Raw genomic sequence first — 15868 nt, forward strand, 5'->3', positions numbered from 1 at the left:
GGCGCTCCAGCGTCCGCGGCAGCACCACCAGAGCTAGGGGTGAAGGATGAGCAAGGTGACGGATCGCGAGAAGGCCCTCGAGGCCGCTCTCGCCCAGATCGACAAGCAGTTCGGCAAGGGTTCCGTCATGCGGCTGGGGGACCAGACCCAGGCACCCGTCGAGGTCATCCCCACGGGCTCGGTGGCCATGGACGTGGCCCTGGGCATCGGCGGCCTGCCGCGCGGCCGCGTGGTGGAGATCTACGGCCCGGAGTCCTCGGGCAAGACCACCCTGGCCCTGCACGCGGTGGCCAACGCGCAGCGCAACGGCGGCATCGCGGCCTTCATCGACGCGGAGCACGCCCTGGACCCGGTCTACGCCCGCCAGCTCGGGGTGGACACGGACGCCCTGCTGGTCAGCCAGCCGGACACCGGCGAGCAGGCCCTGGAGATCATGGACATGCTCGTCTCCTCGGGCACCCTGGACATCGTCGTCATCGACTCCGTGGCCGCGCTGACCCCGCGCGCCGAGATCGAGGGCGAGATGGGCGACTCCCACGTCGGCCTGCAGGCCCGCCTCATGTCCCAGGCGCTGCGCAAGGTGACCGGCCGCCTGCACCAGACCAAGACCACGGCCATCTTCATCAACCAGCTGCGCGAGAAGATCGGCGTGTTCTTCGGCTCCCCGGAGACCACCACGGGCGGCAAGGCGCTCAAGTTCTATGCGTCCGTGCGCATCGACGTCCGCCGCATCGAGACCCTCAAGGAGGCCGGCAACCCCGTCGGCAACCGCACCCGCGTGAAGATCGTCAAGAACAAGATGGCCCCGCCCTTCAAGCAGGCCGAGTTCGACATCCTCTACGGGGTCGGCATCTCCCGCGAGGGCGGCCTGATCGACATGGGTGTCGAGGAGGGCATCGTCAAGAAGTCCGGCGCGTGGTTCACCTATGACGGGGACCAGCTCGGGCAGGGCAAGGAGAACGCCCGTCGCTTCCTCAAGGACAACCCGGACCTCGCCAACGAGATCGAGGAGCGCATCCTCACGAAGCTCGGCATCGGCGTGGCCCCGGAGGCCGAGGACGACGAGGCCCCGGCCCTGACCGCGGTTCCGGGGGACACCGCGGCCGGATGACCCGATCGCGCCGGAACGTCGGAGGCGGGGCCGCCCACCGGTCGGAGACGACCGGCCGGAGCGGCTCCGCTCCCGGTGCGTCCGCGTTCGACGACGCCCGGGACTCGGACGTGGGCCGGATGTGGCTCGATCTGGCCGGCGCACCGGAGCCGACGTCGTCCGACGCGGACGCCACGGAGGCCGCGCGGAACGCCGTGCCCGCGCACGATGCCGGGACCCCCGCGGGGGACGTCCCGGATCCCGCCCCCGGCGTGGCACCGGATCTCGGGGCCCTGCTGACTCGCGCGAGCGACCTGCCCAGCCCCGCGCCCGGCGCCGGGCCCCGGACGCTGCCCTGGTCCGGGCGCGAGGACACCCGGGAGGACACCGAGCGCCGGGGCCGGAAGCGGGCCACCACCACGCCCTCGCGGCGTGGCCGCCCGCGCGACGAGGGCCGCCCGGCCGTGGATCCCCGCCCCGCCGTCGAGACCGACCGCCCCCGACGTCGCCCCGGCCCGGCGCCCCTGCCCACCGCACCGCGTGAGCGCGAGGAGGCCGCACGCGAGGTCGTCCTGCGCCAGCTCGCCCTGGGCCCCCGCTCCCGCGGCCAGCTCGAACGCAAGCTCGCCGAGCGCCAGGCCGAGCCCGAGCTGATCGAGCGCGTCCTCGACCGCTTCGAGGAGGTGCGCCTCGTGGATGACGCCGCCTTCGCCGAGGTCTGGGTCCGCAGCCGTCACCGAAGCAAGGGCCTGGCGCGCCGTGCCCTCGGGCACGAGCTCCAGCAGAAGGGTGTGGACCGGGAGATCGCCGCCGAGGCGCTCGAGGCCATCGACGGCGAGGACGAGCGGGCCGCCGCCCTCGACCTCGTGCGCCGACGGCTGCGGGGCCGCACCGTCCCCGGCGGCGCCTCGCCGGAGGCCCGGGCCGAGCGGGACAAGGTGACCCGCCGCCTCGTCGGCATGCTGGGACGCAAGGGCTACGGCGGCGGCCTCGCGTTCGCCGTCGTGAAGGAGGTCCTCGCCGAGCACGAGGAGTGAGCGGACCCGGGCCGCGCCCGGAGTTCCTAGAATGGTGCGGTGACTCTGACGGACCCCACCCCCCGCACCACCCCGCTCGCGCAGGACGGCGCCGCCGCGCGCCCGCACGAGGGCCTGACCTATGAGGTCCGCACCTTCGGCTGCCAGATGAACGTGCACGACTCCGAGCGCATCTCCGGCCTGCTCGAGTCCACCGGCTACGCCCCGGTCGCCGAGGACGCCCAGGCCGACCTCGTGGTCTTCAACACGTGCGCGGTCCGCGAGAACGCGGACAACCGCCTGTACGGCAACCTCGGCAACCTGCGTGCGGTGAAGGACGCGCACCCGGGCATGCAGATCGCCGTCGGCGGGTGCCTCGCCCAGAAGGACCAGGCCGCCATCCAGCGCAGGGCCCCGTGGGTGGACGTCGTCTTCGGAACCCACAACATCGGCTCCCTGCCCGTGCTGCTGGAGCGCTCGCGCCACAACGCCGAGGCCGAGATCGAGATCCTCGAGTCGCTCGAGGTGTTCCCCTCCACCCTGCCCACCAAGCGCGACTCCACCCACTCCGGCTGGGTGTCCATCTCCGTGGGCTGCAACAACACGTGCACGTTCTGCATCGTCCCGTCGCTGCGCGGCAAGGAGAAGGACCGCCGCCCCGGGGAGATCCTCGCCGAGGTGCAGGCGCTCGTCGACGCCGGCGCCGTCGAGGTCACGCTGCTGGGCCAGAACGTGAACACCTACGGCGTCGAGTTCGGCGACCGCGGCGCGTTCGCCAAGCTGCTGCGCGCGTGCGGGGAGATCGAGGGCCTCGAACGCGTCCGCTTCACCAGCCCCCACCCGGCCGCGTTCACGGACGACGTCATCGACGCGATGGCCGAGACCCCCAACGTCATGCCGCAGCTGCACATGCCCCTGCAGTCGGGCTCGGACAAGGTGCTCAAGGACATGCGCCGCTCCTACCGGTCCGCGAAGTTCCTGCGGATCCTGGAGAAGGTGCGCGAGCGCATCCCGCACGCCGCCATCACCACGGACATCATCGTCGGCTTCCCCGGGGAGACCGAGGAGGACTTCGCCGAGACGATGCGCGTGGTCGAGGCCTCCCGCTTCTCCTCCGCGTTCACCTTCCAGTACTCCATCCGCCCCGGGACCCCCGCCGGGGAGATGGACCACCAGGTGCCCAAGGCCGTCGTCCAGGAGCGCTTCGAGCGCCTCGTGGCCCTGCAGGACCGGATCTCGGCCGAGGAGATGGCCACGCTCGTCGGCACCCGCCAGGAGCTGCTCGTCACCGCCGACTCCGGCTCCAAGGCCGCGGAGCGCGGCCGCCTGTCCGGGCGCGCACCCGACAACCGGCTCGTGCACTTCTCCGTGCCCGCCGGCGCCGAGACCCCCCGCCCCGGCGACTTCGTCACCGTGACGGTCACCGAGGCCCACCCGTTCTTCGCCGTCGCCGACCCGACCGCACAGGACTACGTCCTGCGCCGCTCCCGCGCCGGCGATGCGTGGGACCGCGCCCAGGCCGAATCGTGCGGCGCGCCGGCCCCCGGCACGGCGGGCGGCTCCGGTGCCACGAGCCTCGGCATGCCGACCCTGCGCCCGCGGTCCTGATGCCCGCCGCCGCGGCCCGGCCGCCCGTCGTCGCCGTCGTCGGGGCGACGGCGACGGGCAAGTCCGCCCTCGCCGTCGCCCTGGCGCACGCGCTGGACGGCGAGGTGGTCAACGGGGACGCCCTGCAGTTCTACCGGGGGATGGACGTGGGCACGGCGAAGGTCACCCCGGCTGAACGCGAGGGCGTCCCGCACCATCTGCTGGACGTGCTCGACGTCGGCCAGGAGGCCTCGGTGGCGGCCTTCCAGTCCGCGGCCCGCGACCTGTTCGACCAGATCCGCGCGCGGGGTCGGACCCCGATCCTCGTGGGCGGCTCCGGGCTGTACGTGCGGGCGGCGCTGGACGTGCTCGAGTTCCCGCCCACGGACCCGGCGCTGCGGGCCGAGCTGGAGGCGCGCGCGCAGCGGGAGGGCCTGGCCGGGCTGAGGGCCGAGCTGGCCGCCCTGGACCCGGTCTCGGCGGAGCGGCTGCAGGACGCCCGCCGCATCGTGCGCGCGCTGGAGGTGTGCCGGCTGACGGGCCGCCCGTTCTCCGCGTTCATGCCGGAGCGCACGTACGCCCCGGAGGTCGCCCCCGTGGTGCAGCTCGGCCTGCGCCTGGACCGGGCCGAGCTGCACCGGCGGATCGCGGCCCGGGTGGAGCGCATGCTGGCCGAGGGCCTGCTGGACGAGGTCCGCCGCCTTGACGTCCCCGGGCCGGACGGGCTGCGGCAGGGACCGACCGCGTCCCGCGCGATCGGCTACGCCCAGATGCTCGCCGTCCTCGACGGCGAGCTCACCGAGGCGGAGGCGGCCGAGCAGACCGTCGTGGCCACGCGCCGGTTCGCCCGACGCCAGGAGACCTGGTTCCGGGCCGACCCGCGCGTCGTCTGGCTCGACGCGCAGGGCGAGGACGTCGTGGCGGAGGCGCTCGCCGTCGTCGCCGGGGGCGCCACCTAGACTGGGCCCATGACCGAGCAGCCCGCGGCGCCCGCCGCCCAGGACCCCCTCCACGCGAGCGCGCCGCGCGTGCCGTTCACGAAGGGCCATGGCACGGGCAACGACTTCGTGCTGATCGCCGACCCGGACGGCAACACGCAGCTCGACGCCCAGCGCGTCGCACGGCTGGCTGACCGGCACCGGGGGATCGGCGCCGACGGCGTCATCCGCGCCGTGCGCTCGGCACGCCTGCCGGAGGGTGAGGCGCTGCTCGCCGAGCACCCCGAGGCCGAGTGGTTCATGGACTACCGCAACGGCGACGGCTCGATCGCCGAGATGTGCGGCAACGGGGTGCGCGTCTTCGTGCACTTCCTGGTCGAGAAGGGCCTCGTGGACCTGGCCCCCGGCCGGGCGATCACCATCGGCACGCGCGCCGGCGTGAAGGCCGTGACCCGGCTCGAGCACGGCTACGCGATCGACATGGGCCCCTGGTCCTACCTCGACCCCGAGCTGGCGGAGGAGGCGGCGTCGGACTCGATGGTCCTCGCCCACGGCCTCACCGATCCGCGTCCGGCGCTGAGCATCTCGATGGGCAACCCCCACACCGTGGTCCCGCTGGCCTCCTTCGCCGACCTGCAGGGGCTGGACCTGGGCCGCGCCCCCGAGGTGGACCCCGCCCCGCCGCACGGGACGAACGTCGAGTTCGTGGCCGCGCACGAGCCGCTCGTGCGCGAGGGCGTCGGCCGCGTGCGGATGCGCGTGCACGAGCGCGGGGTGGGCGAGACCCAGTCCTGCGGGACGGGCGCGTGCGCGGCGGCTGTGGCGATGCGCGCATGGTCGGGCGACCAGGGCTCGGACTCGTGGCTCGTCGAGGTGCCCGGCGGCGCGCTGGCCGTGGATGTCGTGCCGGGCCCGGAGGGGGCCGAGCACGTGGTCCTCTCGGGGCCGGCCGAGCTCGTCTTCGACGGTGAACTCACCGCCTGACCGCTGTCGTTCGGGAAACGGCGGGCCACGGACCGCTGTCGTTCGGGAAACGGCGCCTCAGCGCGCCCGCGCCACCCGCAGGATCCGGAAGCCCTTGACGCTGTCCGCCCGCTCCGCGGTGAACCGGCCGGGCGCGCGCTCCTCGAGCATCCGGCCGATCCACGGCAGCAGCGAGTCCGCGCCGAGGTTCTTCTGCACCACCAGCCAGGCCTCGCCGCCGGGGGCCAGGCGTGGCAGCCACCGCTCCAGCAGGGCGTGCAGCGCCGGCTTGCCGATCCGGATGGGCGGGTTGGACCAGATGAGGTCGAACTCCGCGCCCTCGGGGACGTCCTCCGGCCGCAGTGCCACGACATTGCCGAGGCCCAGGGCCGCGGCGTTGTCGCGGGTCAGCTGCAGCGAGCGGTCGTTGACCTCGACGGCGGTCACCTCCGCCTCGGGCGACCGCAGCGCCAGCGTGAGGGCGACCGGCCCCCAGCCCGCGCCGACGTCGAGGAACCGGCCCCTCGCCGGCGGCGCGGGCACGGCCGAGAACAGGGCCGCGGTGCCCTTGTCCAGACCGTCCGGGGAGAAGATCCCGTTGGCCGTCTGGACCTCGACGTCGCGGCCGGCCAGGCGTGTCCGCACGGTGCGGCGCCGCTCGGGTGCGGAGGGGTCGGCGTCGAAGTAGTGGGATGCGGAGCTCACGGCGACCATGGTAGCCAGCGGGTCGTGGCGGCCCTCAGCCCGATGCCGGCCCGGCCAGGTCCGCGAGGATCGCGCGCACTGCGTCGCGCCCGGCGCGGTTGGCCCCGACCGTGGACTGGGAGGGCCCGTAGCCGAGCAGGAACAGGCGCGGCTCGTCCAGGGCGCGCCCGCCCGCCACGCGGATGCCGCCGGCGGGCGTGCGCAGCCGCAGGGGAGCGAGGTGCCGGATCGCCGGCCGGAAGCCGGTGGCCCAGAGGATCACGTCCGCCGGTTCGAACGAGCCGTCGGGCATCCGCACCCCGTCCGGCTCGACGGCCGTGAACATGGGGTGGCGCACCAGCACGCCTCGTGTCTCGGCCTCGCGCACCCAGGACGAGCGGTGCATCCCGGTCGCCTCGACCACGGAGCCCGGCGGCAGGCCCGCACGGGTCCGTTCGTCCACCCCGCGCACCGACTCGGCCAGGGCGCCGGGCGCGGCCGAGTCCTGCCACTGCGGCTCGCGGCGGGTCACCCACAGGGTGTCCGCGACCGTGGAGGTCTCGGCCAGCAGCTGCGTCGCCGAGACGCCCATGCCCACGATCACCACCCGCTGCCCGGCGAACTCGTCCTTGGACACGTAGTCATGGGTGTGCAGCTGCCGGCCGCGGAACGAGCGCATCCCGGGCACCGAGGGCCACCGCGGGGACGTCCAGGTGCCGGTCGCGTTGACCACGAAGTCCGCCCGCCACGTGCCCGGCGCCCCGTCCGTGCGGACGAAGAACCCGCGCGCACGTCCCGGCTCGCCGATCCGCTCGACGCGCCTCACGCGCACGGGCCGCCGGATCGGCAGGGCGAACCGTGCCTCGTAGTCCGCGAAGTAGGCCGGCAGCAGGGCGTTGGCGCGCGCGGCCGGGTCGGCCGGCGGCACCGGGTCGCCGGGCAGCTCGTGGATGTGGTTGACGGTGGCCATCGTGAGCGAGTCCCAGCGGTGCTGCCAGGCCCCGCCCGGGGCGGTCTCCGCGTCGAGCACCACGAACGTGCCGGGGGCGTCCTCGGGGACGCCGGCGGCGCCGTCGTCGTTCGGAGTCAGCCCCACGAAGCCGCGGCGGCGCAGGTGGTAGGCGGCGGACAGCCCCGCCTGGCCCGCGCCCATCACGACGACGGTCGCCCGGCCCGTCCGGCCGGGCTGCGGCGGGGCAGGGGAGGGGGACGCGGTCATGCCCGCAGGATACGTGCGCGTCGTCAGCGGACCGGGCGCCGGGGCCCCTGTCGCCCACACGCGCCGCCCGGTACACTCGACGCCCATGTGGATCTTCCTGCGCTGACGCCCCCGCGTCACTGCCCGCCCCCGCCCCCTCGCGCGCCCGCCTCGGATGAGGCCGTCGAGCGCGCCCCGGCACCTGATGGAGATCCCACCATGGACGATGTGGTCCGCCCCTGCACGCCCGCCGACGAGACCTCGTGGCTGCGGTGCCGCGTGCTCACCTTCCTCCCGCGAATGGAGCCGCCGCGAGATCGTCGCAGCGCGGCGCCGACCCCTGCCCACACGGCCGTGCGCGTCACCCGCCACGTCCGCCCCCTGCGGACAGCTGCCTAACGCGTCCGCGCACCCCTCTACCCTGAGACCATCGGGCCGCCCGACCGCGGCGGCCCAGAGGAGACCATGACTGAGAAGAACCAGCACACCCCCGGCCCCCAGGGCGCCCACGGCTCCGAGGACGAGATCCAGGCCGTGATCGACCGCATCCTGGCCGCCGATGACGCTCGCCGCGCCTCCGAGCGCGAGGTGACCGGGCGCGGCTCCGCGGACAGCGCGGCCGCGGACCACGAGGGCGCCCCCGACGACGGGACCCCGGATCGCTCCGGCGCGCTCGCGGGCCGCGCACTCGCCCTGGACGAGGGCGAGGACGGCCACACGGATGCCGACGGCGACCAGGACGAGCTCGCCGCGCGCCACTCCCTCAAGCGCGTGCAGGGCCTGTCCACCGAGCTCGAGGACATGACCGAGGTCGAGTACCGCCAGCTGCGCCTGGAGCGCGTGGTGCTGGCGGGGGTCTGGACCGAGGGGTCCGCGGAGGACGCGGAGAACTCCCTGCGGGAGCTGGCCGCGCTCGCCGAGACCGCGGGCTCGGAGGTGCTCGACGGCGTCATCCAGCGCCGCGCCACCCCGGACCCGGCCACATTCCTCGGCAAGGGCAAGGCGCAGGAGCTCGCCGAGATCGTGGCGCTCTCCGGCGCGGACACCGTGGTGGTGGACTCCGAGCTCGCCCCGTCTCAGCGCCGCGCGCTGGAGGATGTGGTGCGGGTGAAGGTGATCGACCGGACCGCGCTGATCCTGGACATCTTCGCCCAGCACGCGAGTTCGCGTGAGGGCCGCGCCCAGGTCGAGCTCGCGCAGCTCGAGTACCTGCTGCCGCGCCTGCGCGGCTGGGGCGAGTCCATGTCCCGGCAGGCCGGCGGCCGTGCCGCCGCCGGCGAGGGCATCGGCTCCCGTGGCCCCGGCGAGACCAAGATCGAGCTGGACCGCCGCCGCATCCGCACCCGCATGGCGAAGCTGCGCCGGGACATCGCCGGGATGAAGCCGGCCCGCGAGGCCAAGCGCGCCAACCGTCGTCGCAACCGGGTGCCGTCCGTGGCGATCGCCGGGTACACCAACGCCGGGAAGTCCTCCCTGCTCAACCGCCTCACCCACGCCGGGGTGCTCGTGGAGAACGCCCTGTTCGCCACGCTGGACCCCACCGTGCGCAAGGCCATGACGCCGGACGGCATCGGCTACACCCTCTCGGACACGGTCGGCTTCGTGCGGAACCTGCCCACGCAGCTGGTCGAGGCGTTCCGCTCCACCCTCGAGGAGGTCGCGGACGCGGACGTCATCCTGCACGTCGTGGACGGCTCGCACCCGGACCCCGAGGGCCAGATCGCCGCGGTGCGCTCCGTGTTCGCGGAGGTGGACGCGCACCGGATCCCCGAGATCATCGTGCTGAACAAGGCGGACGCCGCGGACCCGGCCGTCATCGCCCGGATCCGGGCCAAGGAGCCCCACGCCGTGGTGGTCTCCGCGCGCACCGGCGAGGGCATCGACGAGCTCGAGCGCGCCATCGCGGCCACCATCCCGCGGCCTGACGTGCGGCTCGAACTGCTGATCCCGTTCACCCGGGGTGAGCTGGTCTCCCGCCTCCACTCGGCGGACGCGGAGATCCTGGCCGAGGGCTACGAGGAGGGCGGCACCCGCCTGTCCGTGCTGGTCCGTGAGGACATCGCGCCGGACTTCGCCGAGTTCGTCGTGGAGGCGGACGCGTCGTGAGCGACGGGGCGAAGGAAGCCGGGGCGGGCGGCGCGCAGCCACTCACGGAGCACGAGCGCGAGGCGCTGCGCCTGCTGGACGCCGCGGTGCAGGCCACCGGCGGCCAGCACCGCGCGGGCCAGCGGGAGATGGTGCTGCAGGTGGCGCGCGCCCTCGAGTCGCGCCGCCACCTGCTCGTGCAGGCCGGCACCGGCACCGGCAAGTCCCTGGCCTACCTGATCCCCGCGCTCCAGCACGCGATGACGCAGGAGGACCCCGTCGTCGTCGCCACGGCCACGCTCGCGCTGCAGGCCCAGATCATGAAGCGGGACGCCCCTCGGCTGGTCGAGGCGCTCAAGGACGAGCTGCCTCGCGAGCCCGTCGTCGCCCTGGTCAAGGGCCGCTCCAACTACCTGTGCCGCCACAAGGTGGACGGCGGCTACCCCGGGGATGAGGGCGAGGAAGCCCTCTTCACGGTCGCCGACGACGGCGGGGTGATCGGCTCCGCCACGGACGGCGCCGCCGGGCCCTCCTCCCTGTTGGGCAAGGAGGTCATGTACCTGCGGGCGTGGGCGGACCAGACCGAGACCGGGGACCGCGACGACCTCGAGGTCCCCGTCACCGACCGCGCGTGGCGGCAGGTCTCCGTCTCCGCAGTCGACTGCCTCGGCGCGTCCCGCTGCCCCCAGGCCGAGGAGTGCTTCTCCGAGCGGGCCCGCGCGGACGCGGCGGACGCGGACGTCGTGGTCACCAACCACGCGATGCTCGCCATCAGCGCCTTCGAGGGGCTCGCGGTCCTGCCGGCGTACTCGGCCGTCGTCGTGGACGAGGCCCACGAGCTGCAGGACCGGGTGACCGGTGCGGTCACCGGGCAGCTGTCCGGGTCGATCGTGCACGGCGCGGCCACCTCGCTGCGCCGCCACACCACCGTGGCCGTCGAGGATCTGATCGAGGCCGGGGCGGCCCTGGACCGCGCGTTCACGGACACCCCGTCCGGCCTGATCGCCGCGGGCCCGGACGAGGTGCAGGAGCAGGCCCTCACCGGCGTCCTCATGGCCGCGCGTCAGTGCCTGTCCGACCTCGGCCAGGACAAGGACAAGGAGGCCGACGCCGACGGCGGACGGCAGATGGCGCGCTCGCGGATCCTCGAGGTCCTCGAGGTGGTGGAGCGCATGCTCGCCGCCCGGCCCGAGGCCGACTTCCCCGAGGTGCTGTGGGCCACCCGCCCCGGCCACTTCGAGCCCGGCGTGGGCTGGCAGCCGGGGGACGAGACCGACCCGCCCCAGCTCTACGTGGCCCCGCTCTCGGTGGCCGGCAAGCTGCGGGAGGGCCTGTTCGGCAAGGCGACGACGGTGCTCACCTCCGCCACGCTCACCGTGGGCTCGGGGGAGCGCCGGTTCGACTCGGTGGCCGGCGACGTGGGCCTGGCCGGCCCGGACGCCCCGAAGTTCGAGGCCCTCGACGTCGGCAGCCCCTTCGACTACCCGCGTCAGGGGGTGCTCTACGTGGCCCGGCACCTGCCCCGGCCCGGCCGCACGGCCTCGCCCGAGTCCCTCGATGAGCTCGAGGCGCTCCTGAGGGCGTCGCGGGGTGGGGCCCTCGGCCTGTTCTCCTCGCGCCGGGCGGCCGAGGACGCCGCCGCCGAGATGCGCCGTCGGCTCGGGCCGAAGACCACGATCCTGTGCCAGGGGGACGCGACCCTCTCCGCCCTCGTGCGCCAGTTCTCCGAGGAGCCGGACACGTCCCTGTTCGGGACCATGAGCCTGTGGCAGGGCGTGGACGTGCCGGGGAACTCGCTGCGGCTCGTGGTGATCGACCGCATCCCGTTCCCGCGGCCGGACGACCCGCTCTCCCAGGCCCGCACCCGGGACGTCGCCCGGCACGGCGGCAACGGGTTCATGCGGATCTCCGCCACGCATGCGGCCGTGCGCATGGCCCAGGGCGCCGGGCGCCTCGTGCGCTCCGTGACGGACCGCGGCGTGGTGGCCGTGCTGGACCCCCGCCTGGCCACCGAGCGGTACGGCGGCTACATCACGAGCGCCCTGCCGGACTTCTGGCGCACCACGGACCGCGACGTCGTCCGCGGGGTGCTGGCACGGCTCGCCTCGGGCGATTGACCTCGCTCGGCCTCGGGCCGTCGGCCCGGCCGGAGGGAGCCGGTCAGAGCGAACGCAGGACCGTGACGACCCGCCCCATCACGGTGGCGTGATCGCCGAGGATGGGCTCGTAGGCCGTGTTCTGGGGGAGGAGCCAGGTGTGCCCGTCACGGCGGCGGAAGGTCTTCACGGTGGCCTCGTCGTCGAGGAGGGCCGCGACGATGTCGCCGTTCTCCGCCGTCTCCTGCCGGCGCACCACCACCCAGTCGCCGTCGCAGATCGCGGCGTCCACCATCGAGTCACCCGTGACACGCAGCATGAACAGCTCGCCCTCGCCCGTGAGGCGTCGCGGGATCGCCATGACGTCCTCGACCTGCTGCTCGGCCAGGACGGGGCCGCCCGCCGCGATGCGGCCGACCCAGGGGACCGGCACGCTGTCCGCCTCGTCCGTGCCGGTGTGCCACGCGGGGATCGTGGAGACCTGCGACGACGGCGCAGCGGCGGGGGAGGCGGCCTCGCCCAGCGGGGTGCCGTCCACGTCGAGCAGCACCTCGAGGGCACGCGGGCGTCCGGGGTCGCGCCGGATGTAGCCGTGCCGCTCGAGACGGCCCAGCTGGTGCGTGACGGAGGAGAGCGAGGCCAGGCCCGCGGCGTCGCCGATCTCGCGCATGGAGGGCGGGTAGCCGTGGTCGGCGATCGCGTCCCGGATGGTCTGCACGATCCGCCGCTGGCGGTCGGTGAGCGGCGCGCGCGCCGCCGGCTGATCGTCGGTGGTGCTCATGGCTGCCGTCCGTTCTCCCGGGGGTGATGGTGGCCGGCCTCGTGTTCCGGCGTCCGGCTGCCGTCCGGGCGCTTACCGTGTCCGCCCCCGCTGGTTGCCTGTGTCCTGGCGGTCCCCGGGGGCGTTCCGGGGCGTCCGTGCATCGCCTCGAGCCTAGAGGAGAGCCGCCTCTCATTCAAAGATATGTTCGATCTCGTCGTGGCGTGTCTCGAACACCTGTGCTAGAAAAGTACTCGAACGGATTCGAACAGATGTTCGATCGCCTGGAGGGCACTCGCCCCGGAGGAGGACACCATGACGCTCACCACCGCCCAGTTCGCCGGCTCGCCCGCGACCGCGCGGCCGCGTCCGGCCACCATCCGTCTGACCCGCCGCGGCCGCCTCGTGCTGCGGGGGATCCCCGTGATCGCCGCGGCCGTGGCCACCACGCTGGCGGCCGCCTTCTTCCTGGGTGTGCTGCTGTCGCCCGCCGCGGTGTCCGCGGACACCGCGGGGCCTGCCACCCAGTCCGTCACGGTCATGCCCGGGGACAGCCTGTGGACCATCGCCACCACGGTGGCTCCGGAGGCGGACGTCTACGAGGTGATCGCCGCGATCGACGAGCTCAACGGACTCGAGGGCCGGGCCCCCGCCCCGGGCGAGGAGCTGTTCGTCCCGGCCACGCGGTGACGCACGGCGGGCCTCGCCCTCCACGGTTCCTAGACTGGCGGCCATGACCGACCTCAGCTCTCTGCCCCTGCGTGAGAACCTCCGCGGCCTGAGCCCCTACGGCGCACCCCAGCTGGACGTGCCGTACATGCTCAACACCAACGAGAACACGCACCCGGTGCCGGAGGAGGTCGCCACCGCCATCGCCGAGCGGGTCGCGGCTGTCGCCGGGGGGCTGAACCGCTACCCGGACCGCGAGTTCACGGGGCTGCGACGTGCGCTCGCCGGCTACCTCGGCCACGGCCTCACGGCGGACCACGTCTGGGCCGGCAACGGCTCCAACGAGATCCTGCAGCAGATCCTCCAGGCCTTCGGCGGCCCCGGGCGGACACTGCTGAGCTTCCTGCCCTCGTACTCCATGTACCCGCTGCTGGCCGGCGGCACGGACACCGGGTTCGTGGACGGCGGCCGCGCCGCGGACCACACCCTCAGCGCCGAGCACGCGGCGGCCATGGTGCGGGAGCACCGCCCGCACGTCGTCTTCCTGGCCTCGCCCAACAACCCGACGGGCACCGCCCTGGACCTGGCGACCATCGAGGCCGTGTACGCCGCGCAGGCGGAGAACGAGGCCGCCGGCGGGCCCGGCGCGATGGTCGTCGTGGACGAGGCCTACGCGGAGTTCGCCCTCGCCGGCACCCGCTCCGCGCTGACCCTCCTGCCCGGCCGTGAGCGGCTGATCGTCACGCGCACCATGTCCAAGGCGTTCGCCCTGGCCGGCGCGCGCCTGGGCTACCTGGCCGCGGACCCCGCCGTCGCCGACGCCCTGCGCCTGGTGCGCCTGCCGTACCACCTCTCCGCGGTCACGCAGGCCACGGCGGAGGCCGCCCTCGACCACGTGGACGCGCTGCTGCGCACCGTGGAGGACATCAAGGCCCAGCGCGACCGCATCGTCTCCACCCTGCGCGGCCTGGGACTGAGGCCCTCGGTGTCCGACTCGAACTTCGTCTTCTTCGGTCACCTCGAGGACGCCTCCGACGTGTGGCGCCGCCTGCTCGACCGCGGCGTCCTCGTGCGGGACGTCGGCATCCCGCACCACCTGCGCGTCACCGCCGGCACCGAGCCGGAGACGACGGCGTTCCTCACCGCTCTCGAGGAGGTCCTCGGCGAGACCGGGCACCGGTCCTGAGGCGTCACCGGAGTCTGGGCGTCCGCCCGGCTCCCTAGGATGGGGACAGCGCGCGCGGCACCCCGTCCCGCCGGCACCGGCCGCGCGCACCCGCATCCCCCCGCACCCGTCCCGGACCGGTGCGGACCCAGCCCGAGGAGGACCCGTGGCAGCCGAGCTGATCTCCGGACGCCGTGCGCGCATGACGCGCACCACGAGCGAGTCGGACGTGTACGTCGAGATGGATCTGGACGGCACCGGCCGCGCTGAGATCTCCACCACCGTGCCGTTCTACGACCACATGCTCACCGCGCTGTCCCGGCACTCCCAGATCGACCTGACGGTCCGTGCCACCGGGGACACGCACATCGACGTGCACCACACGGTCGAGGACGTCGCCATCACCCTGGGCGAGGTGCTCAAGACCGCGCTCGGGGACAAGTCCGGCATCCGCCGCTTCGGCGAGGCGTCCGTGCCGCTGGACGAGGCGCTGGCGCGCGCCGTCGTCGACGTCTCCGGCCGGCCGTACCTCGTGCACGAGGGCGAGCCCGAGGGCCAGCAGTACCACCTCATCGGCGGGCACTTCACCGGTTCCATGACCCGCCATGTGTTCGAGTCGATCACGTACCACGCGGCGATCTGCCTCCACATGGACGTCGTGCGAGGCCGGGATCCGCACCACATCGTCGAGGCGCAGTTCAAGGCCTTCGCCCGCGCCCTGCGCGCCGCCGTCGAGGACGACCCCCGCATGACCGGCGTGCCCTCCACCAAGGGCGCCCTCTGATGGCCCGCCCCACCACCGTCCCCGGCGTGCGGCCGCGCGTCGCCGTCCTGGACTACGGCTCGGGCAACGTGCACTCGGCGCTGCGTGCCGTGGAGCGGGCCGGCGCGGAGGTCGAGCTCACGCGCGATCCGCAGGCCGTGCAGGAGGCCGACGGGCTGCTCGTGCCCGGCGTCGGGGCGTACGCGTCCGTGATGCGGGCACTGACCGAGGTCGGCGGCACCCGCTGGATCGGCCGCCGCGTGGCCGGGGGCCGACCCGTCCTCGGCATCTGCGTGGGCCACCAGATCCTCTTCGACGCCGGCGTCGAGCACGGCGAGCGCACCGCAGGCATGGGGGAGTGGCCGGGTGTCGTCGCCGAGCTGCCCGCCGAGGTCCTGCCCCACATGGGCTGGAACACCGTCCGGCCGCCCGAGGGCAGCGCCCTCTTCGCGGGCATCGAGGACGAGCGGTTCTACTTCGTCCACTCCTACGGCGTGCTCGAATGGGAGTTCGACCAGACGATCTCCGCCATGCGTCCGCCCCAGGTCACCTGGGCGCACCACGGCGCGGACTTCATCGCCGCCGTGGAGAACGGCCCCCTGTCGGCCACGCAGTTCCACCCCGAGAAGTCCGGGGACGCCGGGCTGCAGCTGCTGCGCAACTGGCTGGAGACCCTCTGATGCCCTACTGGTCCGTCCTCTACCTCGCCCTCGGCGGGCTGCTGCTCGGCGCCGCCTGGTCCATGCGCACGCAGAAGGCGCCGCTGTGGGCCATCGTGATCGTCCTCGTGCTGGCCGGCATGGCCATCGCCGCCTCCTTCCTGACCGTCGGCGCCTGACCGCGCCGGCCGCCCC

The 15868-nt window shown here is 74.2% G+C and carries 15 protein-coding genes; 12 read left to right on the plus strand and 3 right to left on the minus strand.

Annotated features, from left to right (window positions below; all coding sequences use genetic code 11):
• The first annotated feature begins 46 nt into the window (after window positions 1–46).
• The 5 genes from recA to dapF are packed head-to-tail and all read left to right on the plus strand — an operon-like array spanning window position 47 to window position 5615.
• Window positions 47–1111, plus strand: a complete 1065-nt coding sequence (gene recA / locus KVS67_RS00115) for a recombinase RecA (RefSeq protein ID WP_041104259.1) — start codon at window positions 47–49, stop codon at window positions 1109–1111.
• Window positions 1108–2127, plus strand: a complete 1020-nt coding sequence (locus KVS67_RS00120) for a regulatory protein RecX (RefSeq protein WP_041104261.1) — start codon at window positions 1108–1110, stop codon at window positions 2125–2127. Before recA ends, KVS67_RS00120 begins: the two co-directional genes overlap by 4 nt.
• A 39-nt stretch (window positions 2128–2166) precedes the next feature.
• On the plus strand, window positions 2167–3714 hold the full coding sequence (gene miaB, locus KVS67_RS00125; protein ID WP_020628159.1) for a tRNA (N6-isopentenyl adenosine(37)-C2)-methylthiotransferase MiaB: 1548 nt from the start codon (window positions 2167–2169) through the stop codon (window positions 3712–3714).
• Complete coding sequence (gene miaA, locus KVS67_RS00130) at window positions 3714–4652, plus strand: tRNA (adenosine(37)-N6)-dimethylallyltransferase MiaA (protein ID WP_063190373.1); 939 nt, start codon at window positions 3714–3716, stop codon at window positions 4650–4652. Before miaB ends, miaA begins: the two co-directional genes overlap by 1 nt.
• 9 nt (window positions 4653–4661) lie before the next feature.
• Window positions 4662–5615 carry a diaminopimelate epimerase gene (gene dapF / locus KVS67_RS00135; RefSeq protein ID WP_063190299.1) on the plus strand — a complete coding sequence of 318 codons (954 nt, stop codon included), beginning with the start codon at window positions 4662–4664 and terminating at the stop codon, window positions 5613–5615.
• Window positions 5616–5672: 57 nt separating this feature from the next.
• Here dapF and KVS67_RS00140 read toward each other — a convergent pair whose 3' ends face one another.
• Together KVS67_RS00140 and KVS67_RS00145 are read right to left on the minus strand one after the other, a co-directional pair.
• Window positions 5673–6308, minus strand: coding sequence for a class I SAM-dependent methyltransferase (locus tag KVS67_RS00140; protein WP_036384239.1), 636 nt, complete (start codon window positions 6306–6308; stop codon window positions 5673–5675).
• 25 nt (window positions 6309–6333) lie between these two features.
• Window positions 6334–7497, minus strand: coding sequence for an NAD(P)-binding domain-containing protein (locus tag KVS67_RS00145; RefSeq protein WP_063190300.1), 1164 nt, complete (start codon window positions 7495–7497; stop codon window positions 6334–6336).
• Window positions 7498–7941: 444 nt separating this feature from the next.
• Here KVS67_RS00145 and hflX point away from each other — a divergent pair, with 444 nt between their 5' ends.
• A complete protein-coding gene (gene hflX / locus KVS67_RS00150) occupies window positions 7942–9582 on the plus strand; it encodes a GTPase HflX (RefSeq protein ID WP_063190301.1) in 1641 nt (546 codons plus the stop codon).
• On the plus strand, window positions 9579–11678 hold the full coding sequence (locus KVS67_RS00155; protein ID WP_063190302.1) for an ATP-dependent DNA helicase: 2100 nt from the start codon (window positions 9579–9581) through the stop codon (window positions 11676–11678). The genes hflX and KVS67_RS00155 overlap by 4 nt, the downstream gene beginning before the upstream one ends.
• Window positions 11679–11721: 43 nt before the next feature.
• On the opposite strand, the gene lexA is transcribed toward KVS67_RS00155, so the two are convergent.
• Window positions 11722–12438: a transcriptional repressor LexA gene (gene lexA, locus KVS67_RS00160; RefSeq protein WP_063190303.1), complete on the minus strand. Its 717-nt coding sequence runs from the start codon at window positions 12436–12438 to the stop codon at window positions 11722–11724.
• 294 nt (window positions 12439–12732) lie between these two features.
• Between lexA and KVS67_RS00165 the strand changes: the two genes are divergently transcribed.
• The 5 genes from KVS67_RS00165 to KVS67_RS00185 all read left to right on the plus strand — a co-directional run bounded on the left by KVS67_RS00165 (window position 12733) and on the right by KVS67_RS00185 (window position 15852).
• A complete protein-coding gene (locus tag KVS67_RS00165) occupies window positions 12733–13107 on the plus strand; it encodes a LysM peptidoglycan-binding domain-containing protein (RefSeq protein ID WP_063190304.1) in 375 nt (124 codons plus the stop codon).
• 43 nt (window positions 13108–13150) lie between these two features.
• Window positions 13151–14272, plus strand: coding sequence for a histidinol-phosphate transaminase (locus KVS67_RS00170; RefSeq protein ID WP_063190305.1), 1122 nt, complete (start codon window positions 13151–13153; stop codon window positions 14270–14272).
• Window positions 14273–14453: 181 nt separating this feature from the next.
• Window positions 14454–15035, plus strand: coding sequence for an imidazoleglycerol-phosphate dehydratase HisB (gene hisB, locus KVS67_RS00175; protein ID WP_152743305.1), 582 nt, complete (start codon window positions 14454–14456; stop codon window positions 15033–15035).
• Complete coding sequence (gene hisH / locus KVS67_RS00180; protein WP_004167703.1) at window positions 15035–15694, plus strand: imidazole glycerol phosphate synthase subunit HisH; 660 nt, start codon at window positions 15035–15037, stop codon at window positions 15692–15694. Before hisB ends, hisH begins: the two co-directional genes overlap by 1 nt.
• Complete coding sequence (locus KVS67_RS00185; RefSeq protein ID WP_004167696.1) at window positions 15694–15852, plus strand: hypothetical protein; 159 nt, start codon at window positions 15694–15696, stop codon at window positions 15850–15852. The genes hisH and KVS67_RS00185 overlap by 1 nt, the downstream gene beginning before the upstream one ends.
• Window positions 15853–15868: the final 16 nt, after the last annotated feature.

The organism is Micrococcus sp. GbtcB5 (assembly GCF_019091605.1).
Taxonomy (GTDB): Bacteria; Actinomycetota; Actinomycetes; order Actinomycetales; family Micrococcaceae; genus Micrococcus; species Micrococcus luteus.

Excerpts from the sequence above, each read along its gene's own strand:
- hisB (WP_152743305.1), top strand. The coding sequence starts at position 14,454 with ATGACGCGCACCACGAGCGAGTCGGACGTGTACGTCGAGATGGATCTG.
- hisH (WP_004167703.1), top strand. The coding sequence starts at position 15,035 with ATGGCCCGCCCCACCACCGTCCCCGGCGTGCGGCCGCGCGTCGCCGTC.
- KVS67_RS00165 (WP_063190304.1), top strand. The coding sequence starts at position 12,733 with ATGACGCTCACCACCGCCCAGTTCGCCGGCTCGCCCGCGACCGCGCGG.
- KVS67_RS00145 (WP_063190300.1), bottom strand. The coding sequence starts at position 7,497 with ATGACCGCGTCCCCCTCCCCTGCCCCGCCGCAGCCCGGCCGGACGGGC.
- recA (WP_041104259.1), top strand. The coding sequence starts at position 47 with ATGAGCAAGGTGACGGATCGCGAGAAGGCCCTCGAGGCCGCTCTCGCC.
- dapF (WP_063190299.1), top strand. The coding sequence starts at position 4,662 with ATGACCGAGCAGCCCGCGGCGCCCGCCGCCCAGGACCCCCTCCACGCG.
- KVS67_RS00185 (WP_004167696.1), top strand. The coding sequence starts at position 15,694 with ATGCCCTACTGGTCCGTCCTCTACCTCGCCCTCGGCGGGCTGCTGCTC.
- hflX (WP_063190301.1), top strand. The coding sequence starts at position 7,942 with ATGACTGAGAAGAACCAGCACACCCCCGGCCCCCAGGGCGCCCACGGC.
- KVS67_RS00140 (WP_036384239.1), bottom strand. The coding sequence starts at position 6,308 with ATGGTCGCCGTGAGCTCCGCATCCCACTACTTCGACGCCGACCCCTCC.
- KVS67_RS00170 (WP_063190305.1), top strand. The coding sequence starts at position 13,151 with ATGACCGACCTCAGCTCTCTGCCCCTGCGTGAGAACCTCCGCGGCCTG.
- KVS67_RS00120 (WP_041104261.1), top strand. The coding sequence starts at position 1,108 with ATGACCCGATCGCGCCGGAACGTCGGAGGCGGGGCCGCCCACCGGTCG.
- miaA (WP_063190373.1), top strand. The coding sequence starts at position 3,714 with ATGCCCGCCGCCGCGGCCCGGCCGCCCGTCGTCGCCGTCGTCGGGGCG.
- lexA (WP_063190303.1), bottom strand. The coding sequence starts at position 12,438 with ATGAGCACCACCGACGATCAGCCGGCGGCGCGCGCGCCGCTCACCGAC.